This window comes from Mycolicibacterium moriokaense, assembly GCF_010726085.1.
Taxonomy (GTDB): domain Bacteria; phylum Actinomycetota; class Actinomycetes; order Mycobacteriales; family Mycobacteriaceae; genus Mycobacterium; species Mycobacterium moriokaense.
In genome coordinates this window covers 20,306-46,163 of the sequence record NZ_AP022560.1, presented here as the reverse complement: position 1 = coordinate 46,163, position 25,858 = coordinate 20,306, and the positions used below count along the sequence as shown (strand labels likewise).

Annotated in this window: 23 protein-coding genes and 1 pseudogene; 11 read left to right on the top strand and 13 right to left on the bottom strand. The window is 66.0% G+C overall.

Features of this window, described 5'->3' with window-relative positions; translation table 11 throughout:
* The first annotated feature begins 107 nt into the window (after nucleotides 1-107).
* A complete protein-coding gene (locus G6N43_RS00215; protein ID WP_165761874.1) occupies nucleotides 108-1,016 on the top strand; it encodes a helix-turn-helix transcriptional regulator in 909 nt (302 codons plus the stop codon).
* On the opposite strand, the gene G6N43_RS00210 is transcribed toward G6N43_RS00215, so the two are convergent.
* The 3 genes from G6N43_RS00210 to G6N43_RS00200 are packed head-to-tail and all read right to left on the bottom strand — an operon-like array spanning nucleotide 927 to nucleotide 3,785.
* A complete protein-coding gene (locus G6N43_RS00210) occupies nucleotides 927-1,880 on the bottom strand; it encodes a DUF808 domain-containing protein (RefSeq protein ID WP_083152598.1) in 954 nt (317 codons plus the stop codon). The genes G6N43_RS00215 and G6N43_RS00210 overlap by 90 nt on opposite strands.
* A 31-nt stretch (nucleotides 1,881-1,911) precedes the next feature.
* Complete coding sequence (locus tag G6N43_RS00205) at nucleotides 1,912-3,327, bottom strand: NCS2 family permease (RefSeq protein WP_083152601.1); 1,416 nt, start codon at nucleotides 3,325-3,327, stop codon at nucleotides 1,912-1,914.
* Complete coding sequence (locus G6N43_RS00200; protein ID WP_234810111.1) at nucleotides 3,324-3,785, bottom strand: MarR family winged helix-turn-helix transcriptional regulator; 462 nt, start codon at nucleotides 3,783-3,785, stop codon at nucleotides 3,324-3,326. Before G6N43_RS00200 ends, G6N43_RS00205 begins: the two co-directional genes overlap by 4 nt.
* Before the next feature lie 51 nt (nucleotides 3,786-3,836).
* Between G6N43_RS00200 and G6N43_RS00195 the strand changes: the two genes are divergently transcribed.
* Nucleotides 3,837-4,466, top strand: a complete 630-nt coding sequence (locus G6N43_RS00195; RefSeq protein WP_083152604.1) for a TIGR03086 family metal-binding protein — start codon at nucleotides 3,837-3,839, stop codon at nucleotides 4,464-4,466.
* Between the two features lie 111 nt (nucleotides 4,467-4,577).
* Nucleotides 4,578-5,127 (top strand): annotated as a pseudogene (locus G6N43_RS30985) (MmyB family transcriptional regulator).
* Here the strand turns inward: G6N43_RS30985 and G6N43_RS00185 are convergent.
* From G6N43_RS00185 to G6N43_RS00175, 3 genes are all read right to left on the bottom strand, one after another.
* Nucleotides 5,111-5,485, bottom strand: a complete 375-nt coding sequence (locus tag G6N43_RS00185; protein WP_083152610.1) for an NYN domain-containing protein — start codon at nucleotides 5,483-5,485, stop codon at nucleotides 5,111-5,113. The pseudogene G6N43_RS30985 and the gene G6N43_RS00185 sit on opposite strands and share 17 nt — an antisense overlap.
* Nucleotides 5,486-5,585: 100 nt before the next feature.
* On the bottom strand, nucleotides 5,586-5,993 hold the full coding sequence (locus G6N43_RS00180) for an STAS domain-containing protein (protein WP_179967947.1): 408 nt from the start codon (nucleotides 5,991-5,993) through the stop codon (nucleotides 5,586-5,588).
* 111 nt (nucleotides 5,994-6,104) lie between these two features.
* Nucleotides 6,105-7,370 carry a DNA polymerase domain-containing protein gene (locus G6N43_RS00175; RefSeq protein WP_083152613.1) on the bottom strand — a complete coding sequence of 422 codons (1,266 nt, stop codon included), beginning with the start codon at nucleotides 7,368-7,370 and terminating at the stop codon, nucleotides 6,105-6,107.
* 55 nt (nucleotides 7,371-7,425) lie between these two features.
* Here G6N43_RS00175 and fadD2 point away from each other — a divergent pair, with 55 nt between their 5' ends.
* A complete protein-coding gene (gene fadD2 / locus G6N43_RS00170; protein ID WP_083152615.1) occupies nucleotides 7,426-9,117 on the top strand; it encodes a long-chain-fatty-acid--CoA ligase FadD2 in 1,692 nt (563 codons plus the stop codon).
* Nucleotides 9,118-9,166: 49 nt separating this feature from the next.
* Nucleotides 9,167-9,946 carry an SDR family NAD(P)-dependent oxidoreductase gene (locus G6N43_RS00165; RefSeq protein WP_083152628.1) on the top strand — a complete coding sequence of 260 codons (780 nt, stop codon included), beginning with the start codon at nucleotides 9,167-9,169 and terminating at the stop codon, nucleotides 9,944-9,946.
* Here the strand turns inward: G6N43_RS00165 and G6N43_RS00160 are convergent.
* The 6 genes from G6N43_RS00160 to G6N43_RS00135 form a co-directional block, all read right to left on the bottom strand.
* On the bottom strand, nucleotides 9,943-10,254 hold the full coding sequence (locus G6N43_RS00160) for a hypothetical protein (RefSeq protein WP_083152631.1): 312 nt from the start codon (nucleotides 10,252-10,254) through the stop codon (nucleotides 9,943-9,945). The two genes, G6N43_RS00165 and G6N43_RS00160, sit on opposite strands and share 4 nt — an antisense overlap.
* A gap of 60 nt (nucleotides 10,255-10,314) precedes the next feature.
* Complete coding sequence (locus G6N43_RS00155) at nucleotides 10,315-10,602, bottom strand: hypothetical protein (RefSeq protein ID WP_083152634.1); 288 nt, start codon at nucleotides 10,600-10,602, stop codon at nucleotides 10,315-10,317.
* Between the two features lie 63 nt (nucleotides 10,603-10,665).
* Nucleotides 10,666-12,858 (bottom strand): acyl-CoA dehydrogenase family protein, encoded by a 2,193-nt coding sequence (locus G6N43_RS00150; RefSeq protein WP_083152635.1) that lies wholly within the window; start codon nucleotides 12,856-12,858, stop codon nucleotides 10,666-10,668.
* 37 nt (nucleotides 12,859-12,895) lie between these two features.
* Nucleotides 12,896-13,921, bottom strand: coding sequence for a 2-hydroxyacid dehydrogenase (locus G6N43_RS00145; RefSeq protein WP_110810412.1), 1,026 nt, complete (start codon nucleotides 13,919-13,921; stop codon nucleotides 12,896-12,898).
* Nucleotides 13,897-15,039 carry an alpha/beta hydrolase gene (locus G6N43_RS00140; protein ID WP_083152638.1) on the bottom strand — a complete coding sequence of 381 codons (1,143 nt, stop codon included), beginning with the start codon at nucleotides 15,037-15,039 and terminating at the stop codon, nucleotides 13,897-13,899. The genes G6N43_RS00145 and G6N43_RS00140 overlap by 25 nt, the downstream gene beginning before the upstream one ends.
* A complete protein-coding gene (locus G6N43_RS00135) occupies nucleotides 15,036-15,659 on the bottom strand; it encodes a TetR/AcrR family transcriptional regulator (RefSeq protein WP_083152641.1) in 624 nt (207 codons plus the stop codon). The genes G6N43_RS00140 and G6N43_RS00135 overlap by 4 nt, the downstream gene beginning before the upstream one ends.
* Before the next feature lie 80 nt (nucleotides 15,660-15,739).
* Here G6N43_RS00135 and G6N43_RS00130 point away from each other — a divergent pair, with 80 nt between their 5' ends.
* Complete coding sequence (locus tag G6N43_RS00130; RefSeq protein ID WP_083152802.1) at nucleotides 15,740-16,315, top strand: VOC family protein; 576 nt, start codon at nucleotides 15,740-15,742, stop codon at nucleotides 16,313-16,315.
* Here the strand turns inward: G6N43_RS00130 and G6N43_RS00125 are convergent.
* Entirely contained in the window at nucleotides 16,312-16,929 is a 618-nt protein-coding gene (locus G6N43_RS00125) for a TetR/AcrR family transcriptional regulator (protein ID WP_083152644.1), read from the bottom strand. The two genes, G6N43_RS00130 and G6N43_RS00125, sit on opposite strands and share 4 nt — an antisense overlap.
* Nucleotides 16,930-17,011: 82 nt before the next feature.
* Between G6N43_RS00125 and G6N43_RS00120 the strand changes: the two genes are divergently transcribed.
* The 5 genes from G6N43_RS00120 to G6N43_RS00100 all read left to right on the top strand — a co-directional run bounded on the left by G6N43_RS00120 (nucleotide 17,012) and on the right by G6N43_RS00100 (nucleotide 25,858).
* Nucleotides 17,012-17,908: an oxygenase MpaB family protein gene (locus tag G6N43_RS00120; RefSeq protein WP_083152803.1), complete on the top strand. Its 897-nt coding sequence runs from the start codon at nucleotides 17,012-17,014 to the stop codon at nucleotides 17,906-17,908.
* Nucleotides 17,909-18,208: 300 nt separating this feature from the next.
* Nucleotides 18,209-20,026, top strand: coding sequence for a type VII secretion AAA-ATPase EccA (eccA, locus tag G6N43_RS00115; RefSeq protein ID WP_083152647.1), 1,818 nt, complete (start codon nucleotides 18,209-18,211; stop codon nucleotides 20,024-20,026).
* Entirely contained in the window at nucleotides 20,023-21,585 is a 1,563-nt protein-coding gene (gene eccB / locus G6N43_RS00110; protein WP_083152650.1) for a type VII secretion protein EccB, read from the top strand. The genes eccA and eccB overlap by 4 nt, the downstream gene beginning before the upstream one ends.
* Entirely contained in the window at nucleotides 21,582-25,550 is a 3,969-nt protein-coding gene (eccCa, locus tag G6N43_RS00105; protein WP_083152653.1) for a type VII secretion protein EccCa, read from the top strand. Before eccB ends, eccCa begins: the two co-directional genes overlap by 4 nt.
* Nucleotides 25,550-25,858: a PE family protein gene (locus G6N43_RS00100; protein ID WP_083152656.1), complete on the top strand. Its 309-nt coding sequence runs from the start codon at nucleotides 25,550-25,552 to the stop codon at nucleotides 25,856-25,858. Before eccCa ends, G6N43_RS00100 begins: the two co-directional genes overlap by 1 nt.

The following is a 25,858-nucleotide window of genomic DNA, read 5'->3' as shown; positions in this document are numbered from 1 at the left end:
ATGGACGACAACCGGGGTGATAAGTCCTGACAAACGAGCCACCCTGAACCTGGGGACCCGTTCTGAGGACAAGCGCTGAGGCAACCGTGAAACACAATGCTGCCGTGATGGGCCAGTTTCTCCGGAGGCGCCGGAGTCAGCTGGTGCGCGCCGACTTCGGGTTGCCCGCTGGACGAACGACTTGCGGGCTGCGCCGTGAAGAGGTGGCCTACCTCGCCGGGGTCAGCGTCACCTGGTACACCTGGCTTGAACAGGGGCGCGATATCACCGCGTCGCGCCAGGTGATCGACTCACTCGCGGGCGCGCTTCGGTTGTCGCACAACGAACATGTGTACCTGTTGGCACTGGCCGGTTACGGCACACCCCGACCCACCGAAGACCCGAGTTCCGGCACGCTCCCCGCTCACATACGACGGCTGTTGGATGCCTTCGCGGACTACCCGGTGTTAGTGATCGCGCCCGACTGGACCGTGTTGGGATGGAACGCTGCATACGAGGCGGTGTACCCGAACGTGGCGACGGTACCCGCGGCAGACCGCAACTTCCTGTGGCTGCTTTGCACCGATCTTTACCTTCGCGAGGCAATGCCGGACTGGGAACTGACCGTCGCCTACAACGTCGCGTCGTTTCGCGCCGAGGTCGGAACCCGTTTGGATGAACCGCCGTTCGCCGACCTCATCAGCCGACTTCTGATAGCCAGTGACGCATTTCGGACCGCCTGGGAGAGCTTTGGTGTCGAAAATCTGCCCTCCCGCGAGCGTTATTTCCGTCACCCCGTGGTCGGCGATCTCTACATGGAGCAGCACATTCTGGCGCCCACCGACGATCCAAATCTACGGTTGGTGACCTTCATTCCCGTGGCGGGCCGCGACACCGTCGCACGGTTGCAGCGCCTCGTGGATGAACCGAGGCAAGACCCTTATGAGTCAGTGCTTCTCAGCGCGCTTCTTACCGAACGGGAGCACATGCACGATTCCCACGACGACCAATCCGACGACCAACCCGACCAGTGCTGACGCTGCGGTGTCGGCCAACCACGCGAGCACGCCGTCGATACCGTCGGCGATCGTGCGGTGTATCAGGTCCTCGAAGTGGTGCACGAAGCCGTAGGGTGCGTGCCAGCCGAGCGTGTCGGTTCCCAAGAGCAGGATGTGGCCGCCGACCCAGAGCATCGCGACGGTGCCGATGGTCGACAAGGCGGACAACAGTTTGGGCATGAACGCCACCAGCCCGCGCCCGACCTTCTGTGAGAACGCCGACGACCGTTCCGCGAAATGCAGGCCGATGTCGTCCATCTTGACGATCAGCGCGACCACCCCGTAGACGGCCGCCGTGATCACCACAGCGACCGCGACGAGAATGATGAACCGCGACCAGAACCTCTCGCTGGCCACCTCGTTGAGCGCGATCACCATAATCTCTGCCGACAGGATGAAGTCGGTGCGAATGGCGCCCGCGGTCAACTCACGCTCGGTGTCGCCGGAGGCGGGCACCGCGGGTGTGGCGTGCGCCTCGTGCCGGTGGCCGGGCAGCCAGCGCAATACCTTCTCCGCACCCTCGTAGCAGAGGAACGTGGCGCCCATCATCAGGATCGGCATCACCAGCCATGGTGCGAACTCACTGAGCAACAACGCTGCGGGCAGGATGAATATCAGCTTGTTGCGCAGCGACCCGATCGCGATTCGCTTGATCATCGGCAGTTCGCGGTCGGCGGTGATGCCGTGTACGTATTGCGGCGTCACCGCGGTGTCGTCGATGACCACACCCGCAGCCTTCGCGGTCGCCCGTCCCGTCGCGGCGCCGATGTCGTCGACTGAGGCCGCAGCCAGCTTGGCCAGCGTGGCGACATCGTCGAGAAGTCCGAACAGGCCCGCGCTCATCCAGTCTCCATGGTGTGGAGGTTACCCACAGTCACATCCCTAATAGCGACTCGATCCAGCCGCGCGCGAAGTACACCAGGAAGCCCGCGGCGACGATCCACAGCAGCGGACTGATCTCCTTCGCCTTCCCGGCAGCGGAACGGGTCACCACCCACGCGATGAAGCCGACGCCGATGCCGTTGGCGATCGAGTAGGAGAACGGCATGACCGCGACGGTCAGCACGACCGGCAGAGCCACCGAGAACTCGGAGATGTCGATGTGGCGCAACTGCGACACCATGAGCGCACCGACGATCACAAGCGCGGCGGCCGCCACCTCGGTCGGCACGATCGACGCCAGCGGCGAGACGAACATCGCGGCCAGAAACAGCACGCCGGTGACCAGATTCGCCAACCCGGTCCGTGCGCCGTCCTCGATGCCCGCGCCCGACTCGATGAAGACGGTGTTCGACGACGCCGACGCCGCGCCGCCCGCGACCGCACCCGCACCCTCGACGATCAGCGCCGCGCGCAGCCGCGGGAACGTGCCCTTGTCGTCGGCCACCCCCGCCTCGCGGGCAAGCCCGGTCATGGTGCCCATCGCGTCGAAGAAGTTGGCGAACACCAGGGTGAAGACGAACATTGTGGCGGCGATGACTCCGATACGGCTGAAGCTGCCGTGCAGGCTGAAGTCCCCGACGAGCGACAGGTCCGGCAGCGCGAACGGCGATCCCGACAGCGTCGGCACCGACAGGCTCCACCCGCCCGGTTTGTCCACCGCCGACCCGAGATGCCAGATCGCCTCGATCACCACCGCGACGGCGGTGCCCACTGCGAGCCCGATGAGGATGCCGCCGCGCACCTTGCGCACCACGAGGATTCCGCTCACCACCAGCGTGAAGGCGAAGACGGCGGCAGGCACAGTGGTGATCGAACCGGCACCGCCCACGCCGAGTCCTACCGGCGGTGACGGCACGCCCGTCGACCCGATGAAGCCCGCGTCGACCAGGCCGATGAACAGCAGGAACAGGCCGATACCCGCGGTGATCGCGAGCTTCAGTTGCATTGGCACAGCGTCGAAGACGAGCCGCCGCAGACCGGTCGCCGCCAGGACCACGATGATGAGGCCGTTGATGACAACGAGCCCCATCGCCTCGGCCCATGTCATCGAGCCGACCAGCGTCGTGGCGACGAACGAATTGATGCCCAGACCCGCCGCGAATGCGAACGGGAGCCGCGCGATGAGGCCGAACAGGATCGTCATCGTGCCCGCGGCCAACGCGGTCACCGCCGATACCTGGCCGAACTCCAGCGACTCACCCGTGACGTCGTCGGGGCCCGACAGGATGATCGGGTTCAGCACGATGATGTAGGCCATCGCGATGAACGTGACCACGCCGCCGCGGATCTCATTGGTCAGCGACGATCCCCGCGCCGAGATCTCAAAGAAGCGATCGAGGCGATTCACTCTTCGACCCTAGGGGTTGGGCCAAGGCGCGTCATTTTTTGCAACGCGCGCAGGAACACGCGGCGTTCGTCGGCCGAGAGCACCGAAAGCCAACGTTCCTCGCCGCGTTGGATGTCCGCCTGGACCCGGTCCTTGACGTCACGTCCCGATTTGGTGATGGCGAGCAACCGGACGCGCCGATCGTCGGGATCGACGCGTCGCTCGATGTACCCCTTTGCCTGCAACTCGTCGAGAGTCGGGATGATGCGCGTCTTGTCGGCGCCGATCGCATCGGCCAGCGCGGCCTGGGTCCGCATCGGTGCCTCGTCGAGTGCCAGCAGCACGCTGTAGCCCCACATCGTCAGGTTGTGCTTCTCGAGCACCGGGCGCTCTTCAACGATCAGCTCCCGAATCAGTGGAGCCAACATCGCTGCGAGGTCGGGACGCCTTGACTTGGACGGCACGAGCTTGGGCGGCATGGACGAATACTAGACATTGACCAATCATCTGCATACGCTTATCATAAGCGTATGCAGATTAATGATGATCTTCGTCTTTTCCATCGTCACGCAGTGTCGGCCTCCGTCGACGTCGTGGCATCGGTGACGATCGACGACCTCGATCGCCCGACACCCTGCTCCGGTTGGAATCTCGCCGATCTGCTGGCGCATATGATCGTGCAGCACAACGGATTTGCCGCTGCCGCGCGAGGTCACGGCGCCGATCTCGCGGTATGGCAGCCCTCCTGGGTCGCCGATGCGGTGGCAGCGGATCCGGCGGGCGCCTATGCGGCTGCTGCCGCGGATCTGCTCGACGCCTTCGACGCGGAAGGCGTGCTCGACGCGCCCTTCGCGTTACCCGAATTCGGTCCCGACGCCGTGGTCCCGGGTTCGATGGCAATCGGGTTCCACTTCGTCGATTACGTCGTTCACGGCTGGGACGTCGCACGCAGCATCGACGTCCCTTTCGACCTGCCGCCCGACGTGGTGAGCGCTGTGCTGCCGATCGCGCTCGCCGTCCCGGACGGCGATTTCCGGGCGGGGAACGGCTCGCCCTTCGCGAGGGCCCTTGCGCCCAGGGACGGGGCGAGCGACCTCGATAGCGTTCTCCGCCATCTCGGCCGCTCGCCCGCGTGGAGCGCTGCTACCCAGGTGCTATGAAGCCTGCGCCGTCGGCATGATGGTGAGCTGCTGGACGTTCACACTGAGGGCGCCTATCTGTTCCGCATCGCAAAGACTTCACGGCGTCCGCGTCGTCGTGCGCCGGCACCCGTGCAGCGGGTGCGGCCGGGGGTGTGGCGCCTACTCGAGACGCTCGATGACGTGACGCCCGCGTTCGTGTTCGGCCGCCGAATGGATGTGCTCGCCGCCAACAAGCTGGCCCGCACACTGATGGGCCTTTTCGATGCGATGCCGCCGCGTGGCGAAACTTGTTGCGCTACACCTTTCTTGACGAGTCGACGCGCGAGCTGTTCGTGGACTGGGAGGAGGTGGCCCGCGACAACGTCGCGATACTTCGGCTCGACGCCGGACGCCACCCGACGATCCGCTACTGGTCGAGTTGGTGGGCGAACTCTCGGTCCAGAGCCCGGAATTCCGTCGCTGGTGGGCCGACCACAATGTGCGCGAACGCACCCACGGCACCAAGCGCTACCACCATCCGCTGGTGGGCGACATCACCGTCAACTATGAATCGCTGGCTTTACTCGCCGACCCCGACCAGACGCTGTGCATCTATACCGCCGAAGCGGGATCGCCATCGGAGACCGCCCTGCAGCTACTGGCCAACTGGACGGGCGACCGGGTCAGCGAGGGTCGATGAGATCGCGAAGGCGCTGCGCGGGGTAGACGGTCGCGCCGAGGGCGCTGACCCGCTCGGACAGCGCTCGATCTGAGGTGGCGACGCGGATGTCCTGCAGGTCATCCGCGGCGGAGATCATTGCGACGATCTCGTCGTCGGCGGAGTTCGCCGCGGCCCTCGGCGCGTGCGCGACCGTGATGACCGACGATTCAAGCGGTGGCGACAGCGGATGTTCGAACACCACGGTCACGTCGGCACCCTCGCGGGACGCCCATTGCTCGAGGCGCTCCACCAACGTGGACATGGCACGTCGGCGGTTTCGCCACCAGCCGTCGGGGCGGGATCCGATGACGTTCATGCCATCGACGATCCAGCGCATACCCCTACTGGGTAGCAGGGGTGGTGCGTTTGGTCGAATGACGTCGGCCGAAGAGGAATGCGAGCCAGCGGATGTCGAGAAGCATTGTCACGACCTTCCGCTAGGCGCTTTTCACGGTGAGCAAGGGTGAGAACAGGTGGCGACGCTCGTCGATGCTCTCCGCGAATTGATGGAGTGCGTCGGGTACCGAGTCCGCGATCGGGAAATTCAGGTCGGAAACCTCGCGTAGCACCGGTTCGCTCGCAATCAACGACCAGTCCACATCGCTGCAAAAGCACCGTTCGTCAACGGCGGACAGCAGTGAAAGTTCGTGTGCGGAAAAAGAATCCACACCGCTGAGATCGAGTATGAAGGCCTTCTCCGCGATGATGGACCGCACTGCGAGTGCGGTGATTCGCTCGATATTGGTGGCGTCGACAGTGCCTTGGACCGTCACCACCGTCGCCAACTGGCGGCACACTGTACGCACCTGTGCACCACCGCAGTCGAATGCCGGATTGCCGTACATGCGTGCCTCCTCTCGATCACCTGCCCCTCAAGGTAGTGAGCCAAAGTAAGGCAACCGGGTGCCAACGCTAATACTTTCGTAAGAACACACTTTGGCGTGAAAGGCAAACCGTCAGGTGCCGCGCATCCATTGCGGCCCGGAATAGTTCTCCCATGGGTTGTAATCGGCGATCAACGGTTCCTGCGGCGGCCGCTCATCCTCGGGGACATGTTGCAGGTTGATGCGGATGCGGTACCAGATCGAACTGGGCCCCCGCATGCCGTCTACCAGAACGTCTGGAGCTTCGAGCTTTTCGGCTACTGACGGGTAACGTCCGCGCCACGTGTCGAGCGCCGCCATCGCCTCGTCTTTGGTTTTGGTGCGGGCGATCTCGATGAGGGGCTTCGACGAGACACGGCGCCCATCGCGACCCCTCGCTCCTTTCGCGCCGCGCGGCGCCTTCTCCGGTGGGCCGAGTTCCTCGGCGAGCTGGAGCAGCGCATCGAGCCTGCCCGCCGAGTCGTCGAGTCCCTCCCACGGGTCGCCGCGGTCATCGAATCGGTCGGGAACGGTGGCGACGGTGAATTCCTCAGGACGGCAGCCGGGGACCTCGTCCCACAGCAGGGGCGTCGACACCCGCGCATCGGGGGTGGCCCGCACCGAGTAGGCCGACGCCACCGTGCGGTCGAACGCGTTCTGGTTGAAGTCGACGAAAACGCCCTCGCGCTCTTCCTTCCACCAGCGGCTGGTTGCCAGGTCGGGGGCTCGCCGTTCCACCTCGCGCGCGATGGTCTGGGCGGCGAGGCGCACCTGCTTGAACGGCCAGCGCCGTTCGATCCGCGCATAGATGTGAAACCCCCGGGATCCGGAGGTCTTCGGCCACGCCGTCAACCCGTAGTCCTCGAGCACACCGCGTGCGACCAGTGCCACGTCCACGATCTGGCGCCAGTCCACCCCGGGCATCGGGTCGAGGTCGACGCGCAGTTCGTCGGGATGTGCCAGATCGTCGGCGCGCACCGGGTGGGGATTGAGGTCGATGCAGCCGAGATTGACCGCCCAGACCAGGCCTGCGGCGTCGTGCAGCACCGCTTCCTTGGCCGACGTCCCGGACGCATATTTCAACTCCGCGACGTCGACGAAGTCGGGGCGTTTCGCCGGAGCGCGCTTCTGGAACACGGCTTCTTCGGTGATGCCCTTGACGAACCGCTTCAGGATCATCGGCCGGTCGGCTACCCCGCGAAGCGCACCGTCGGCGACGCGCAGGTAGTAGCGGATCAAATCCATCTTGGTGAGGCCCGTGCCGCCAGGAATGTCCCCGGGGTCCGGGATAACGATCTTGTCGGGGTTGGTGATGGGCACCCGCTGACCGTCGACCTCCAACTCGAGCGGAGCGGGCATGGGTCCATGTTAGGTTCCGAGCCGGCATGCGACGTGCGTCACATATTGTGGATTCATGCCCAAGCTAACTGATCTTCCGTTGCAGGCAGCGGCCAAAATTCAGCAGTATGCCGAGCGCGGGTCGGCCGAACTGCACTACGCACGCAAGATGTTCGAAGCGGGTGCTCTAAAGCTGGAGGCTCCGCAGAACGTCGCCGCGTTCCTCGCCGATATCCTGCGCTGGGGTGAATTCGGCATGATCCCCGCGTTGAATGCGCGCCGTACCCCTGATCGCCTCGCCGTCATCGACGACGACGGCGAGTTCACGTTCAAAGAACTCGACGATGCCGCGCACGCATTGGCCAACGGTCTGTTGGCGATGGGCGTCAGGGGTGGCGACGGGGTGGCGATCCTGGCGCGCAACCACCGGTGGTTCCTGGTATCGGTGTATGGCGCGGCCCGTACCGGGGCTCGTATCATTCTGCTCAACAGCGAGTTCTCGGGGCCGCAGATCAAAGAGGTCTCCGAACGTGAGGGCGCGAAAGTCATCATCTACGACGACGAGTACACCGCCGCCGTCTCGCAGGCCGAGCCCGATTTCGGCAAGCTGCGTGCGCTGCCGACCAATCCGGACAAGGACGAGCCGTCCGGCAGCACCGACGAAACGATCGCCGACCTGATCGCGCGCAGCAGTTCGGCGCGCGCACCCAAGGTGACCAAGCATTCGTCGGTCATCATCCTGACCAGTGGCACCACCGGCACCCCGAAGGGCGCCAACCGCAGCACCCCGCCGTCGCTGGCGCCCATCGGCGGCGTGTTGTCCCACGTGCCGTTCAAGGCGAACGAGGTGACCTCGCTCCCGGCGCCGATGTTCCATGCCCTCGGCTTCCTGCACGCCACCATCGCGATGATGCTCGGCACCACCCTGGTGCTGAGGCGTCGCTTCAAACCGGCAACCGTTCTCGCGGACATCGAGAAGCACAGGGCCACCGCGATTGTGGTGGTCCCGGTGATGTTGTCGCGTCTGCTCGACGAACTCGACAAGACCCAGCCCAAACCGGACCTGTCCTCATTGCGCATCGTGTTCGTATCGGGGTCACAGCTCGGAGCCGAACTGGCCACCCGTGCGCTCAAGGAACTGGGCCCCATCGTGTACAACCTCTACGGATCGACGGAGATCGCGTTCGCGACCATCGCGCGGCCCAAGGATCTGTCGATCAACCCGGCCACGGTCGGCCCCGTCGTCAAGGGTGTGAAGGTCAAAATCCTCGACGACAACGGCAATGAACTACCGCAGGGCGAAGTGGGGCGCATCTTCGTGGGCAACACCTTTCCCTTCGAGGGCTACACCGGCGGCGGCCATAAGCAGATCATCGACGGGCTGATGTCCTCCGGTGACGTCGGCTACTTCGACGAGCACGGCCTGCTGTACGTCAGCGGTCGCGACGACGAGATGATCGTGTCCGGCGGCGAGAACGTGTTCCCCGCCGAGATCGAGGATCTGGTGAGCGGCCATCCGGAGGTCATCGAGGCCACCGCGCTCGGCGTGGAAGACAAGGAGTGGGGCCACCGGCTGCGCTGCTTCGTGGTCAAGGCCGAGGGCGCCTCGATCGACGAGGACGCCATCAAGGCATACGTGCGGGAGAACCTCGCGCGCTACAAGGTGCCCCGCGAGGTCATCTTCCTCGACGAGCTGCCACGCAACCCGACCGGAAAGGTTCTCAAGCGCGAACTCCGCGAAATGAGTGTCGGCGACGAGAAAGCGTGAGTCTGCGCGACTCGGAATAGTTCTGCTGTCGCGGTGGTAGTACGACAGCGTGAACATTGATCTGGCCGGAAAGACAGCGCTCGTCACCGGGTCCACCCAGGGCATCGGGCTGGCGATCGCGCAGGGATTGGCCGACAGCGGTGCCCGTGTCGTCGTCAACGGGCGCTCGCAGCAGCGCGTCGACGAGGCCGTCGCCTCACTCGGTGGTGACGCCATCGGGGTGGCCGCCGACGTGGCGACCGACGACGGAGCCGCCGAGTTGCTGAAGCGGCTGCCCGACGTCGACATCCTGGTGAACAATCTCGGTATCTTCGGGGCGGTTCCCGCGCGCGAGATCACCGACGAGCAGTGGCGCACCTACTTCGAGGTGAATGTGCTTGCCGCAGCACGACTTATCCGCAGTTACCTGCCTGCGATGACCGAGCGCGGCTGGGGTCGGGTCATCCAGATCGCCAGCGACTCCGCGATTGTGATCCCCGAGGAGATGATCCACTACGGCGTCTCGAAGACCGCCCTGTTGGCGTTGTCGCGCGGGTTCGCCAAGGACGCCTCGGGCACCGGTGTCACCGTGAACTCCGTGATCGCGGGACCGACCCACACCGCGGGCGTCGAGGATTTCGTCTATCAACTCGTCGACAAGTCATTGCCCTGGGAGGAGGCGCAGCGCGAGTTCATGCGGAAACACCGACCGCAGTCGCTGCTGGAACGTCTCATCGAACCAGAAGAGATCGCCAACATGGTGACCTACCTGGCGTCGACGCAGGCCTCGGCGACAACCGGCGGCGCGCTACGTGTCGACGGCGGCTACGTCGACTCGATCGTCCCCTAGTCCGTCTGCATCGCTGCGCCGGGAATCGCCAGGCACACCAGCATCAAGGTCAGCAGGAACCAGCCCGCGCCCTGCCAGGCAACCCATCCGCCCTCGGCCTTCCACTCGCGGTACGTCCTGACGAACGCGCCGACGCCGCCGACGAACAGGGTCGCGGGCACCAGGGAAGCAGTGACCACCGAACCCCGCGCGGTCAGTGCGTATACGGCGAAGATGAGCCCCGCGACGGCCACAACGACACCGACGTAGGTTGCCGCAGCGCGGAACGCGCCGGGCCGGTCAAATCGCTTCTCGACGTCGTGGGTCACAGTCGTCGGGTTCCCGCGTGCGTGCGGGCGAAACAATTACGGGTTGTATTACGGGTTGTTTCACGGGTTGTTGACGTACCAGGACAGGCACCCCGGAATGCCGCGGCACGCGATGATCGCGTTGGCGTCCGGCGCCGAGCCGCGGATCTTGTGGACCGGGCCGGGGATCGTGCAACTGCGTCCCCACGGATTCGGGAACGTCGTACCCATGTAGCAGGGCGGCCCAGCGACGGTCTGCGAATCGCCCGCGTCCGGCCCGGCCATGAAAACCGAGGGTGCGATCAAAAACGCCGAGGCGGCCGCTCCCGTGAAGAGCAGCGGAACTATTCGCTTCGTGAGAACCCGCATATCCACCACCAACCAAGTTCGGCAAACGCCTATTTCGATAGTAGACCCGAAATTCGCGGTTTCCTACGGATCGCGCGGGAGTCCCAGCAACCGCTCGGCGATGATGTTGAGCTGCACCTCCGAGGTGCCGCCGTAAATGGTGGTGGCGCGGCTGGCGAGCAGGAATTCAGCCCATTTGCCCTGTGGGGTCTCAGGGTCGCCGATGGCGCCGTCGGTGCCGAACGATGACACCGCGAATTCGGCGTACTTCTGGCCGGTGCGCATCGACAGCAGTTTGGAGATGGCCGCGGCGGGCATCGGGTCCCCGCCGGCCAGCGTCAACAGGGTGGACCGCATGTTCAGCACCTTGGCGGCGTGCCCTTCGGCGATCAGGTGTCCGGCGTGGTTCTTCCCGACCTGATCGAACTGGCCGTCGCGGATGAACTCCACGAAGCCGTCGAGGTTGGGCAGGAACGGCGGTTCGGTGCTGCCGATCGAGACCCGCTCGGCCGTCAGCGTGGTGCGGCTGACCTCCCAGCCGCGGTTCACCTCACCGAGCACCATGTCGTCGGGCACGAAGACGTCGTCGATGAACACCGTGTTGAACATCGCGTTGCCGGTCAGTTCACGCAGCGGCTTCACCTCGACCCCTTCGCTGCTCATGTCAAGCAGGAAGTAGGTGATGCCGTTGTGCTTCGGGGCGTTCGGATCCGTGCGGGCCAGCAGCATGCCCCAGTGTGAGTACTGCGCGCCGGTGGTCCAGATCTTCTGGCCGGAGATCCGCCAGCCGCCGTCGACCTTGGTCGCCTTGGTGGTCAGGCTGGCGAGGTCGGATCCGGCGCCGGGCTCGGAAAACAGCTGACACCAAATCATTTCGCCGCGCAGCGTCGGGGGCAGGAAGCGCTGCTTCTGCTCCTCGGTCCCGAACGCCACGACCGACGGGATCAGCCACGCCGCGATGCCCATCGCTGGACGGCGAACTCGGCCTGCGTTGAACTCCTGGGCGATGATGATCTGCTCGACCGGGCCCGCGCCGCGGCCCCACGGCTTGGGCAGGTGGGGCACCACCCAGCCACCCTCGGCGAGCGCGGCGTTGCGTTCTTCGCTCGGAATCGCTTTCAGCGCCGCCACCTCCGCGCGGATCTCGTCGCGGAGCTTCTCCGTCTCGGGGTCCAGATCGATGTCGAGTCTGCGCATTCCGGTGCTGGTCGCGATGTCAACGACCTGCTGCGGGTAGTCACCGGTGCGACCGAAGCATGCGGCCAGTACCAGGGCGCGGCGGTAGTACACGTTGGTGTCGTGCTCCCAGGTGAAGCCGATACCGCCGTGCACCTGGATGCAGTCCTGCGTCGTGTGCAGCACGGCCTCGGGTGCGAGCGTGGCCGCGACTGCCGCCGCGAACTCGAAAGCCGTGTTGTCCGTTGGGTCCTGGCTGTGCTCGTCGATGGCGCGTGCAGCGTCCCATACCGCCGCGGTCGCGCGCTCGGTGTCGGCGATCATCTGCGCGCACTTGTGCTTGATGGCCTGGAACTGGCCGATCGGCCGGCCGAACTGCTCACGGATCTTGGCGTACGCGGTCGCGGTGTCGGTGGCCCAGCGCGCGACGCCGATGCACTCGGCGGACAGCAGCGTCGAGATGATGGCGCGCGCGTGGCCACGGCTGAGGTTGCTCAACACGCGGTCGTCGCCGACCTCGACGGCGTTGGCGCGCACATGCGCCACCGGGCGCAGCGGATCCACACTCTGGACGGGTTCGATCTCCAGCGTGTCGGCCTCGAGGACCACCCATTCCTCGCCGCTGTCGATGGCAACCGGCAGGACCAGCACCGACGACTGCGCGGCTGCGGGCACCGCGCGCACCTCACCTCGGATGACCAGGTCGTTGCCGTGTTTGGTGGCCGTCAACCCGGAGTCGATGGCGTAGGCGGCGATGACCTCGCCGGAGGCCAGGTCGTTGAGCACCTTGGCCTCGGGATCGTTGGCGGCGATCAGGGCACTGGCGATCGCCGAAGGCACGAAGGGGCCGGGCACCGCGCCGTAGCCGAACTCCGCGACCACGATCGCCAGCTCGAGGATGCCGAAGCCTTGTCCACCAACCGATTCCGCCAGATGCATACCCTGGAGGCCCTGCTCCGCGGCGGCCTTCCAGTAGGGCGGCGGATTCGGAATCGGCGTTTCCAGCGCTTCGTGCAGCACCTCCGACGGCGCGACCCGCGCCACCAGGGACCGGACCGAATCAGCGAGATCGTTGTGCTCGGTGTTGATTGCGATGGGCATAGCTGTTGCACCTCGTTGTCGCGCAGCTGTGGCGGGCTTATTCCCTATTAACCGGTCGGTTGGGCACCACGATACCGTTCACCACATTGGCCAGGTTCCGGCCGTCCCGGATGCGGCCGCAGTTGTCGACGGCCTCGGCGAGGTAGCGCCGCATGGTGTCGACGGTGTACCACGTGACGTGCGGCGTGAGCACGACGTTAGTCAGGGTGAGCAGCGGATTGTCGGGGAGTATCGGTTCGACGGCGAAGACGTCGAGACCTGCGGCCGCCAGACCGCCCGACCGCAGCGCGTCGACGAGTGCGTCCTCGTCGATGACCGCACCGCGGGAGGTGTTCACCAGCACCGCATCAGACTTCATCAAGGCGAGCGCGTCGCGGTCCAGCAGGCCCGCCGTCTGATCGGTCAGCGGAATGTGCAGCGAGACGATGTCGCTGGCGGCGAGCAGCTCGGGTAACGGCCGCCAGCCCGGGTGGCCGTCGTCACGGGTACTGGTGTGCAGCACCGCGGATGCCGGTGCGCCCATGGCCCGCACGATGGTTTCCACCCGTTTGGCGATGTTTCCGTAGCCCACGAGTCCGACGGTGCAGCTGCCGATGTCGCGGACGGTCTCGCCGAGGCTCGGATCCGAGGGCCAGCCCCTGCCCTCGCGGGTGGCACGGTCGAGCTCGGTCAGCCGGCGCAGCGCGGCGAGCATCAGCAACACCGTGCCCTCCGCGACCGACGGTGCGTTCGCGCCGGGCATGTTCGCGACGGCGATGCCCAGTCGCGTCGCGGTCTCGACGTCGATGGTGTTGACGCCCGCGCCCAACTTGTGCACGAGCCGGCAACGCGGCGCCTGCTCCAGGTCGGTACCGGAGATGGGCCGCAGCACGTGCCAGATCACCTCGGCGTCGGGCAGCTCGCGGTAGAACGTGACGTCGTCATCCTCGGCGCAGTAGCGGATGTCGAGCCAATCCGATTCTGGCGCAACGAACTGCGCCACCTTGTCGCCGGGAGTGTAGTGGGCGAGGACTCTCAGCCTGCGCGAGGCGTCACCGCCTAGCGCCACCGCTTCGCGATCCACTTGGCGATGGTATCGGCCTTCTCGCTGCGGGCCCCCGGGGTGGTGAAGTAGTGGTCGGTGTCGATGGAGGACTGTGTTTTGTCTTCGCTGCCGAGCGCGTCGAAGATGCGTTGCGCGTCCGACGGGTACACGCCGGTGTCCTGCTCGGCGTTGATGACCAACGCGGGACAGGTGACGCGCGCCAGGTGTGGTTCGGCGCGGGTCTGTGCATGGCGCAGGCTCCACATGCCGAGCCAGCTGCGCAGTGTGCATGCTGCGGCGATGCCGTGTGCCGAGCGGTTGGCCCTGACCGGGACGCCGGCGTAGCACATGTTGGGTGTTCGCTTCGTCGGTTCCAGGGCGGGGTCGACCATGCGCGGGTCGGCCCAGGTCCGCAGCACCGTGAACGGTCGGTCGGAGAAACCGGCGGCGCGCACGCGCTTGAGTTCGGTCTCGGCCCAGTCGGTGATGGCGTTGTTGCGTGCGATCTGCGCTGATCGGTAGCGCTTGACGAACTCGGCCGAAAACGGTGGTCCGTTCTCCGCATTGAACAGATCAAGAGCGGGATCGCTGGCGACAGCGTCGTTTTCGTCGATCACCGAGGCATCCATCCAGGCCGTGAGCACGTCGGGACGCCCCGGATGCGCAGCGCTGGCGATGTAGCCGTCGGCAGGCGGCAGATCATTGAGACCCGCCGCGGGCCGTATGCCTTCCATCGGGGTAACGTGCGGGTCCACGGCCTGCGCCTGGTAGGCGGCCATGAGCGAGCCGCCGCCGGAATTACCTAGCAGGACAACCGTTTCCACTCCTGCGATCTCACGCAGCCAGCGCACGCCGACACCGACGTCGACCAGGGCGTGGTCGAGTAGGAAGCTGCTCTCGAAGCCGCGATAGCGGGTGTTCCAGCCGAGGAAGCCGATCCCGCGGGTGGCCATGTAGTCGGCGAGATAGTGCTCGGAGAAGTCGATCTGGTAGTGCGTGGCGATCATCGCCACCTTGGGTTTGCGGCCCACACCGCGGTAGTAGAGGCCCTGACACGGATTGCCGCCCGCGCCGGCCCGGCGTGCGGTGGGTGACTGCAGGCCGACGAATTCGCGTGTGACGCCTGGTGTTCCACCACTCGCAGGTGCCCTGGTCATACCGCCCCCTTGTGGTAGATCACTCGATAGAAGATGTTGGCCAGCGTGGTGATGCATGCGTTGTCGTCGACGGGTTCGGCCTTGCCCCCGGCCAGCTGCGTGTAGCAGAACTGGTTGAGCATCGACACCAACGCAACAGCGACCAGGCGCGGATCGTCATCGGTGCAGAAGCCCTGTTGCTGAGCACTTTTCACCATGTGGGTGATCAGGGTGATCGGCAGCGCACAGATGTCGCTCCAGTACTCGGCGAAATCGTCGTTGACCATCGCGAGCTGCGACACGCTGACGATTTCGGCGAGCCGGTGGCGATACGTGTGCCAGTGCGCGGCCGCGACTTGGTATGAGCGCTCCCAGTTGCTCAGGCCCGGCTCCTCCGCTGCGCGAGACCGTTCCCTGGCCTCGTCGCGGAATCGAAGGGCCCACTCGCGGACCATCGCCTCTTTGGAGTCGTAGTAGTTGTAGAACGAGGCCGTGGACTTGCCGGCCTCGGCCGCGATATCCGAAATCGTCGTCGCGAGAATGCCTTTGCGGGCGATCACCGCCCGCGCACCCGCGTCGATCGCCGCCTGCGTCTGTCGACCACGCAACGTGGGCAACTGCTCACGCGGACTAGCGGTCACGGCCTCTCCTTGACCATTGATCCAACCTGAACCTGATGTTAGATTCAGAATTCGAGCTTGACTAGAGGATGTGGTCAAAGATGATCAAGCCGAACAATCCGAATTCCGAGTTCGAGCTCGGCGGCATCAACCACGTTGCGCTCGTGTGTTCGGACATGGCGAAGACCGTCGACTTCTACAGCAATGTGCTTGGGATGCCGTTGATCAAGTCGCTCGACCTGCCCGGCGGCATGGGACAGCACTTCTTCTTCGATGCGGGCAACGGGGATTGCGTGGCGTTCTTCTGGTTCGCCGAGGCCTCGGATCGCGTACCGGGAATCTCGTCACCCGAGGCGATTCCGGGCATCGGTGACATCGTCAGCGCCGTCAGCACGATGAACCATTTGGCATTCCACGTCCCTGCGGAGAAGTTCGACGAGTACCGGCAGCGCCTCAAGGACAAGGGCGTACGCGTCGGACCGGTGCTCAACCATGACGAAAGCGAACAGCAGGTCTCGCCGACGGTGCACCCCGGTGTGTATGTCCGGTCGTTCTACTTCCTCGACCCTGACGGCATAACACTCGAGTTCGCATGTTGGACAAAAGAATTCACCGACAGCGACACTGTCACCGAGCCGAAGACCGCCGCCGACCGACGGCCACGGGTGGCTGTCTAGCTCTGCGGCGGCATGGCGGCCAGCTGATCGATCAGCGCCGCCAGCGACAAGACCATTCCGTCTTCGTCGAGTTCGACGTCACCGGACAGCCAGGCACTGATGGCCTGGCCCACACCACCGACGACGAAGTGGGACGCGGCCTTCACGCGATCGTTGTCCAGCGCTCCGTGCGCTTCTGCATGCGCAAAGAGCAGCGCGGCGAACAACGTTGTCGACTCCGCACGTTTGCGCACGATCACGGTGTTGGACAGTTCTACGGCGAACAGCAGCCGGCCCACCCGGGGATCGGCGGAGATGGTGCGCACGATGTTCGCCATCGCCGCGCGCGCCTGCTCGTCAGGGGGTGCCGAGGCCACCGCCGCCTGCGTGGTCGCGGCAATGTCGGCGATCACCGAGTCGTAGACGGCACCGACGAAGTGGTCTTTGTCGGTGAAGCTCTCGTAGAAGTACCTGACACCCAGTCCGGCCTGACCGCAGATGGCACGGACAGTGAGTTCAGCGGGGTCTTTACCCGAAGCGCCCAGCAGTTCCAGGCCGGCGTCGAGCAACTGTCGCCGTCGAGCGGCCACTCGCTCGCCGGCTTCGATGCCGCGGTAGGGCCGGACCTGTGCCATGGCTGTCATCTTGACACCTGTCAGGGCGCAGGGCAATATCAGGAAACAGGCGTTCTCACATTTGCGGAGCAAGAGGGTGACGATGACGAGCACTGAGGTGATCGACCACGTCGGACGGGGGATCAACGATCCGCCCCTGCCGGGCGGGAGGCGCGCGCCTCGGTGGATGCACCGAGCGGACGACGCCGCAGGCATCGGTCTGTTGTCGGGTCCGGCCAACGTGATCATGGAGCTCTCCCGGCCGGGTGTCGGGTACGGCGTCAAGGACAGCCGGGTCGAGAGCGGACGGGCGGACCGCCATCCGATCAAGCGGGCGCGGACGACGTTCACCTATCTCGCCGTGGCGCTCTCGGGTACCGACGAACAGAAGAAGGCCTACCGGCGTGCGGTCAACAAGTCGCATGCCGAGGTGTATTCACGGCCCGGTGATCCGGTGGAGTACAACGCGTTTGACAAGGACCTACAGCTGTGGGTGGCGGCCTGTCTGTACAAGGGCTTCGTCGACGTCTATCGCATCTTCGTCGGTGAGATGGACGACGAGCTTGCTGACGCGCACTATCGCGAGGGCGCGGCCCTCGGCACCACCCTGCAGGTTCCTGCGGAGATGTGGCCCGCCGACCGCAAGGCCTTCGACGAATACTGGCAAGAGTCGCTGGAGAAGGTTCACATCGACGATGCCGTGCGCGAGTACCTCTGGCCGATCGCCGCGGGACGCGTCGGTAAAGCGACGCTTCCCTATCCGATCCAGCGGCGCATCGATGCGGTCAACCTCTTCATCACGACGGGCTTTCTGCCGCAACGGTTCCGGGATGAGATGCGATTGCCGTGGGATGCCGACAAGCAGCGCCGGTTCAATCGCGTGATGGGAATCATGGGCAGGATCAACAACTTCCTCCCGCGGTTCATGCGGCGGTTCCCGTTCAACTGGATGCTGAGGGACCTCGACTGGCGGATGCGCACCGGTCGCCCGCTCGTCTAAGGCAGAGCTTGCCGCCGAGGACCCCGCGCATCCGCGGCCGTTCTACCAACTCCTCTACAACGAGCAGTACGAACCGGCCGCCCGGTGGTTCGGCGCCCTTCGGGCGCTGGGGCCGCCGGGTTCCGGTTGTCGATCGATCCCCAGGCCGGCTACTGCCCGATGGGATAAGCCTCGTCGATGCGACAAAAGGATGAGCGAACCTATGTCCTAGGTCGGTACGTGAGTCTCGACAGTTAAGTTATGCAATGCTAACTTCAACGAAGGTTAGGCTGCCATAACTTTTCTGGGGAGAATTCGCGCGTGCCTTCATCAACGGACTTAGCTGCGGGCTCCCGCGTCGACAACGACGTTCTGAGTCGCTTCGCGACATCCTGCCGGGCCCTTGGGTTGTCGGTGCACGATCGGCGCCGACCGGCGGATCTGGCGGCGGCGCGGTCCGGATTTGCCGAGCTCACCCGCATCGCCCGCGAACAATGCGACGCCTGGACGGGCCTCGCCGCCGCCGGCGATAGCAGCGCACCGGTGATCGAAGGTGTCTGGCGTACGGTGAACACGGCCGGTGTGCTGCAGCGTCAAATCGAACTCTCCGACGGGGACCTGATATTCGACTACGACACCGGGCTGTATCTCCAATTCGCCGCGTCGAAACCCGACGACTTCGCACTGGCCTACGCCGTCACCCTCTGCGACGCCGGCAAATGGACGGCCGCCGACGAACTCGTGGGTCCGCTCATCGCCCGGCGGCCGAACTGGCTCGAGGCGCGGTGGGTGCGGGTCGCCATGTACTACCGGACCGCACGTTGGTCGGACGTCGTACGGCTACTCACCCCGATCGTCAACGATCCAAAGCTGGACGCGCCGTATGCGCATGCCGTGCGCACCGCACTGGGCACCGCGCTGGCGCGGTTGGGGATGTACGCCCCGGCATTGTCCTACCTCGAGGACCCATCCGGACCCATCGACATCGCGGCGGTGGACGGTGGCCTCGTGAGGGCGTTGGCGCTGCGGGCGCAGGGCGAAGACCTCGACGCCGCCGATGTGCTCGCCGAGCTCTACGCCGCCAATCCCGAGAACGAAGAGGTCGAGACGGCGATCTCGGACCCGTCGTACGGCATCGTGCCGACGACCGCCGCGAGGATCGAAGCCCGTTCTGACCCTTGGGATCCCGAGACAGAGCCGAGCGAATCCGAGTTCGTCGATCCCGGTGCCAAGGAGCGGAAGGCGCACCTGTTGATCGAGGCCGAGGCCGAACTGGCCGAGTTCATCGGCCTGGACGAGGTCAAGTATCAGGTGGCCCGGCTGAAGAGTTCGGTCGCGATGGCGATCCGTCGCCAGGAGCGCGGGCTGACCGTCGCGAACCGCACCAACCATCTCGTGTTCGCCGGGCCGCCCGGCACCGGTAAGACGACGATCGCGCGGGTGGTCGCCAAGATCTATTGCGGGCTGGGCATTCTCAAGAAGGAGACGGTGCGCGAGGTGCACCGCGCGGACCTCATCGGCCAGCACATCGGCGAGACCGAGGCGAAGACCAACAGCATCATCGACAGCGCACTCGACGGCGTGCTGTTCCTCGACGAGGCCTATGCGCTCGTGTCGACCGGCGCGAAGAACGATTTCGGTCTCGTCGCGATCGACACCCTGCTGGCCCGCATGGAGAACGACCGTGAGCGGCTGGTCGTGATCGTCGCCGGTTACCGCAAAGATCTCGACGCGTTTCTCGACACGAACGAGGGTTTGCGCTCTCGGTTCACCCGCAGCATCGACTTTCCGTCCTACTCACCGCACGAGCTGGTGGAGATCGCGACGCGCATGGCTGAGAAGCGGGACAGCGTCTTCGAGCCCGCAGCACTGGCGCACATGGAGACGCTGTTCACTCAACTCGCATCCGTCACCACTCCCGATGCCAACGGTGTGGACAGGCGCAGCCTGGACATCGCCGGTAACGGCCGCTTCGTCCGCAACCTCGTGGAGCGCTCCGAAGAGGAGCGCGAGTTCCGCCTCGACCATTCCGACACAGAAGAATTCACTGACGACGAGCTGATGACAATCACCGATGAGGACGTCACCCGATCCGCCATCCCGCTGCTCCGCGGCCTCGGCCTGACGGTGCCCGAATGAGCGGCCCCGACAATCAGGATCGTCGGGAGTTCACCTCCCGAACTCCGGTCAACGAGAATCCCGAGCGCACCCCCTACCGCCGCGGGTTCGTCACGCGCCACCAGGTTTCGGGCTGGCGATTCATCATGCGGCGCATCGCATCCGGCGTCGCGTTGCACGACACCCGCATGCTCGTCGACCCGTTGCGGACCCAGTCACGCGCGGTGTTCGTCGGTGCGCTCGTGCTCATCACGGGGCTTGCAGGCTGTTTCGTCTTCTCGCTGATCAGGCCCGGCGGGGTGGCTGGGAACGACGCGATCCTGGCGGACCGCACCACGTCCGCGCTGTACGTCCGCCTCGGCGACCAGCTGCACCCGGTGCTGAACCTGACATCGGCGCGGCTCATCGCGGGGCGGCCCGACAACCCCACCACGGTGAAGACCAGCGAGATCGACCGGTTCCCGCGTGGCAACCTGATCGGCATCCCCGGCGCACCAGAACGTATGGTGCAGAACACGACTCGCGATGCCGACTGGACGGTGTGCGACGGGGTCTCGGGACCGGCGACCGGCGTGACGCTCATCGCCGGACCGCTCACCGACGGAGGTGAACGCGCCAGGGCGCTGCCGGGCGACAAGGCGATGCTGGTGGCCAACGAGACCGGGCCGAACGCGGGTACGTGGCTGCTGTGGGGCGGTAGGCGCAGTTCGATCGACTTCGAGGACCGCGCCGTCACGTCCGCGCTGGGTCTCGGCGCGACGGCACCGAGCGGCCGCCCCATCGCCGCCGGATTATTCAACGCGATCCCCGAAGGACCCGCGCTGAGCGCGCCCGCCATCCCCGGCGCGGGTGAGCCGACGAGCTACCAACTGCCGGTGCCGGCACCTGTCGGGGCCGTCGTGACATCGTTCGACGCCGACAACGCTCTGCGTCACTACGCCGTGCTTCGCGAGGGGTTGCAACCGATTTCGCCCGTGGTCGCCGCGATACTGCGCAACACGAACTCGTTCGGGCTCACCCAGCCGCCCCGGCTGGGGGCCGACGACGTCGCACGGCTGCCGGTGGCGGACGTCATCGACGACGACGCCTATCCGAGCGAGCGGGTCACGATAGTGGACCCCGCCGATGCGCCACTGACGTGTGCGCAGTGGACGCGCCCCGCCGACGCGACCGGCGCGACTCTTCGATTGCGTTCCGGCGTCACACTTCCCGTGTCCGACCAGCTTCGCACCGTCGACCTTGTTGGAGCCGGAACCGGTACCACGGCCGACCGCGTCGTGCTGGCCCCGGGCCGCGGCTATCTGGTGCGGACCGTCGGCCAGGACGGCGGCGGCACCGATCCCGTCGGAGGGGCGAACTTCTGGATCAGCGACACCGGCGTACGCTACGGCCTCGACACCGACGATGACTCGAAAACCATTGCAGCGTTGGGCCTCACGCCGCCACCGCTGCCCATACCGTGGTCGATGCTGAGCCAGTTCGCACAAGGCCCGACACTGTCCCGCGCCGACGCCCTGCTGGCCCACGACGGGCTTGCCGCCGACCCCAGACCCGCAGTCGTTAGGGAGACCCCATCGTGAGCCGGCTCATCTTCGAGGCGCGTCGCCGCATCGCGCCACCGACCCCGCGCAAGGGCACCATCACCATCGAACCGCCACCCGAGTTGCCCCGGTTGGTGCCGCCGTCCTTGCTGCGGCGGGTGCTGCCGTACCTGATTGTCATCCTGATCGTCGGCATGATCGTGGCCCTGGTCGCCACCGGGATGCGGTTGATCTCACCGACGACCCTGTTCTTTCCGTTCGTGCTGCTGCTGGCCGCGACCGCGCTGTACCGCGGCACCGACAACAAGATGCGCACCGAGGAGATCGACGCCGAGCGGGCCGACTACCTGCGCTACCTGTCGGTCGTGCGCGACAACGTCCGCGCGCACGCCGCCGAGCAGCGGGCGGCGCTGGAATGGTCGCATCCGGATCCGGCACTGCTGGTCGAGGTGCCGGGGACCCGGCGGCAGTGGGAGCGCGACCCCCACGACAGCGACTTCCTTGTAGTGCGAACGGGTTTGCACGATGCGCCGTTGGGCGCCACGTTGCGGGTGAAGGACAGCGCCGACGAGGTGGACCTCGAACCCGTGTCCCACACGACGCTGCGCGGACTGCTCGATGTGCAGCGCACCGTGCGTGCGGCGCCGTCGAGCATCGACTTGACCAAGGTCTCGCGGATCACCGTCCTTGGTGAGCCCGACGACGTCCGCGGCGCGCTGCGTGCGTGGATCAGCCAGGCCGTCGCATGGCACGACCCCGCGGTCCTCGGTGTCGCTCTGGTGTCCCCGGACTTCGAGGGCGACGACTGGTCATGGCTGAAGTGGTTGCCGCACACCGACATCCCCGGTGCTGTCGACGGCGCGGGTCCCGCTCGCTACCTTGCGGGTGACGTTGCACAGCTGCGGTCGGTGCTTGACCCCACCCTCGATGACCGCACACCGTTCGGCTCCGCCGAGGAGGTCAGCGCCAAACATCTGCTGATCGTCGTCGACGACCCTGAGGCCGACCCGAACACCTTGGTGCCGCGCGCGGGGCTGTCCGGCGTGACGCTGATTCACCACATCGCCGAGCCGCCGCACCGCGACCAATACCCCGACCCGGAGCGACCCATCCTGCGTGTCGCCGACGGGAAACTCGAACGTTGGACCGGTGGCTGGGCCCCCTATGTCGACCACGCCGATCGGCTCGATGTCGCGACCGCCCGTCACATCGCGCGGCGGCTGTCGCGCTGGGATTCCAACCCCACCCATGCCCGCTCGAGCAATGCGGGGGTGGCGACGTTCTCGACGCTGCTCGGCATCCCGGACGCCGCGGCGCTGGATGTGGCCAGTCTGTGGGCGCCGCGGTCGCGCGCCGACGAGCTGCGCGTGCCCATCGGGGTGACGTCGACCGGCGAACCGCTGATCTTCGACCTCAAGGACGAGGCCGAGGGCGGGATGGGGCCTCATGGCCTGATGATCGGCATGACCGGTTCCGGTAAGTCGCAGACCCTGATGTCGATCCTGTTGTCGCTGTTGACCACTCACTCGGCGGACCGGCTCATCGTCATCTACGCCGACTTCAAGGGTGAGGCAGGCGCGGACATCTTCCGCGACTTCCCCCAGGTGGTCGCGGTCATCTCGAACATGGCCGAGAAGCGTTCGCTCGCAGACCGCTTCGCCGACACTCTGCGCGGCGAAGTGGCGCGCCGTGAGCAGCTGCTGATGGAGGCGGGCCGCCGGGTACAGGGCAGCGCCTTCAACTCCGTGCTCGAGTACGAGGCCGCGATCGCCGCAGGCCACGACCTGCCGCCGTTGCCGACCCTGCTCGTCGTCGCCGACGAGTTCTCCCTGATGCTGGCCGACCATCCCGAGTACGCCGACCTGTTTGACTACGTGGCGCGCAAGGGCCGGTCGTTCCGCATCCACATCCTGTTCGCGTCGCAGACTCTCGATGTCGGCCGTATCAAGGACATCGACAAGAACACCTCGTACCGCATCGGGCTGAAGGTGGCCAGTCCGGCCGTCAGCCGCCAGATCATCGGTGTCGAGGACGCCTTCCACATCGAGGCCGGCCCCGAGCACAAGGGCGAGGGCTACCTGGTGCCGACCCCGGGCGCCATGCCGGTGAAATTCCGCAGTACGTACGTCGACGGCATCTACGATCCACCTCGGGTCGAGAAGTCCGTTGTGGTGCATTCAGTTCCGGTTCCGCAGCTGTTCACCGCCGGGCATGTCGACGCTCCCGCCGACACGGTCACACCCGTGGAGCCGGCAGCGCACGAGGACCGTACGCCGCGCAAGCTCGTCGCCACGATCGGTGACCAGCTTCGGCATTACGGTCCGAAGGCACCGGAGCTGTGGCTGCCCCCGTTGGACGAGCCGGTGGCGCTCGACGAGCTGCTGGCCCGCGCCGATGTGCCCGAGCGTCAGTGGCAGTGGCCGCTGGGCGAGATCGACCGTCCGTTCGCGATGCGGCGCGATCCGCTCATCTTCGATGCAACCTCCGCCGCGGCCAACGTGCTGATTCACGGTGGTCCGAAGTCGGGCAAGACGACGGCGTTGCAGACGTTCATCCTGTCGGCCGCTGCGCTGCACTCACCTCGCGATGTCACCTTCTACTGCCTGGACTACGGCGGCGGTCAGCTGGGCCCGCTTGCCGACCTCGCACACGTCGGCAGCGTCGCGTCCCCGCTGGAACCCGAGCGGATCCGGCGCACGTTCGGCGAACTCGAGCAGCTGCTGCGGGCCCGTCAGGAACGCGGTCACTCCACCAACGGCGACCGGGAACGCGACGAGTACGGCGAAGTGTTTTTGGTCATCGACAACCTGTATGCGTTCAGTCGCGATAACACCGACACCTTCAACACCCGAAATCCGCTGCTGGCCAAGGTCACCGAGCTGGTCAATATCGGCATGTCCTACGGCATCCACGTGGTCATCACCACGCCGAACTGGCTCGAGGTGCCGTTGGCGATGCGCGACGGGCTGGGCCTGCGGCTCGAGCTCAAGCTGGCCGATGCGCGGGACAGCAACGTGCGGGTGACGGGTGCACTGCGCAGGCCCGCCGAGGCGGTGCCCGCCGACCAGCCGGGTCGCGGGCTGACGATGGCCGCCGAACACTTCCTGTTCGCCGAGCCGTCACTGCGCGACATCGCGGTCATCAACGCGCGCCACCGGGGCGTCAGCGCCCCGCCGGTACGGCTGCTGCCGCTGGAGTTGGCGCCGAGCGCGGTGGCGCCGCTGTACCCGGCGCCGGAGCGGGTGGTCATCGGCCAGCGCGAGGAGGATCTCGCCGTGGTGTCGTTGGGCTTCGACGACAACCCGCTACTGATGGTGTTCGGCGACGCCAAGTCTGGCAAGACGACGTTGCTGCGTCATGTGATTCGCACGATCCGCGAGCATTCGACCCCGGACCGCGTGGCGTTCACGGTCGTTGACCGGCGTCTGCACCTCGTCGACGAACCGCTGTTCCCGGACAACGAGTACACGCCGAACATCGACCGGATCACCCCGGCGATGCTGGGACTGTCCGCGCTATTGGAGAAGCGGCGCCCCCCTGCAGGTCTGAGTCCTCAGGAGCTCAGCGGCTGGAACTACCGAACGAACGGGAACGCCCACACCCACTACCTGATCGTCGACGACGTCGACCAGATCCCCGACGCCCCCGCCGTCAGCGGTCCCTACGTCGGGCAACGGCCGTGGACGAGCATCATCGGGCTGCTGTCACAGGCCAGCGAGCTGGGGCTGCGCGTCATCGTCACCGCGCGGGCGACCGGTTCGGCCCACGCCCTGATGACGGCGCCGCTCCTGCGTCGGCTCAACGAGTTGCAGGCGTCGATCCTCATGTTGTCCGGCAATCCGCAGGACAGCGGCAAGATCCGCGGCCACCGATTCCGCAGGCTGCCCGCCGGTCGCGCGATGTTGCTCGACGACGGCGATGCCCCGACGTTTCTGCAACTTGTCAACCCGTTCGCCGATGCCGTCGCCGACAGCACCGGAAACAGAGGAAGGGAGTTCGACTGATGACCTTGCGCGTGGTTCCGGAGGGCCTCATGGCGGCCAGTGCCGCAGTCGAGGCGCTGACCGCCCGGTTGGCCGCCGCACACGCGGCCGCCGCACCTCTCGTCACCGCCGTCGTGCCGCCCGCCGCCGACGCGGTCTCGCTACAGACGGCCGCGAGCATGAGTGTGCATGGGGCGCAACACAGCACGATGGCCGCGCTGGGTGTCGAGGAGCTCGGACGTTCCGGCGTCGGGGTCGGCCAGTCGGGTACCAGCTATGCCACCGGTGACGCGATGGCCGCATCGTCCTACCTGATCGCCGGTAGCTGA

Excerpts from the sequence above, each read along its gene's own strand:
- G6N43_RS00175 (WP_083152613.1), bottom strand. The coding sequence starts at position 7,370 with ATGCCCGCTCCGCTCGAGTTGGAGGTCGACGGTCAGCGGGTGCCCATC.
- G6N43_RS00140 (WP_083152638.1), bottom strand. The coding sequence starts at position 15,039 with ATGACCAGGGCACCTGCGAGTGGTGGAACACCAGGCGTCACACGCGAA.
- G6N43_RS00150 (WP_083152635.1), bottom strand. The coding sequence starts at position 12,858 with ATGCCCATCGCAATCAACACCGAGCACAACGATCTCGCTGATTCGGTC.
- G6N43_RS00100 (WP_083152656.1), top strand. The coding sequence starts at position 25,550 with ATGACCTTGCGCGTGGTTCCGGAGGGCCTCATGGCGGCCAGTGCCGCA.
- fadD2 (WP_083152615.1), top strand. The coding sequence starts at position 7,426 with ATGCCCAAGCTAACTGATCTTCCGTTGCAGGCAGCGGCCAAAATTCAG.
- G6N43_RS00120 (WP_083152803.1), top strand. The coding sequence starts at position 17,012 with ATGACGAGCACTGAGGTGATCGACCACGTCGGACGGGGGATCAACGAT.
- eccB (WP_083152650.1), top strand. The coding sequence starts at position 20,023 with ATGAGCGGCCCCGACAATCAGGATCGTCGGGAGTTCACCTCCCGAACT.
- G6N43_RS00215 (WP_165761874.1), top strand. The coding sequence starts at position 108 with ATGGGCCAGTTTCTCCGGAGGCGCCGGAGTCAGCTGGTGCGCGCCGAC.
- G6N43_RS00185 (WP_083152610.1), bottom strand. The coding sequence starts at position 5,485 with ATGCGCTGGATCGTCGATGGCATGAACGTCATCGGATCCCGCCCCGAC.
- G6N43_RS00210 (WP_083152598.1), bottom strand. The coding sequence starts at position 1,880 with ATGAGCGCGGGCCTGTTCGGACTTCTCGACGATGTCGCCACGCTGGCC.
- G6N43_RS00155 (WP_083152634.1), bottom strand. The coding sequence starts at position 10,602 with ATGCGGGTTCTCACGAAGCGAATAGTTCCGCTGCTCTTCACGGGAGCG.
- G6N43_RS00125 (WP_083152644.1), bottom strand. The coding sequence starts at position 16,929 with ATGGCACAGGTCCGGCCCTACCGCGGCATCGAAGCCGGCGAGCGAGTG.
- G6N43_RS00195 (WP_083152604.1), top strand. The coding sequence starts at position 3,837 with ATGCAGATTAATGATGATCTTCGTCTTTTCCATCGTCACGCAGTGTCG.
- G6N43_RS00200 (WP_234810111.1), bottom strand. The coding sequence starts at position 3,785 with ATGCCGCCCAAGCTCGTGCCGTCCAAGTCAAGGCGTCCCGACCTCGCA.
- G6N43_RS00180 (WP_179967947.1), bottom strand. The coding sequence starts at position 5,993 with ATGTACGGCAATCCGGCATTCGACTGCGGTGGTGCACAGGTGCGTACA.
- G6N43_RS00130 (WP_083152802.1), top strand. The coding sequence starts at position 15,740 with ATGATCAAGCCGAACAATCCGAATTCCGAGTTCGAGCTCGGCGGCATC.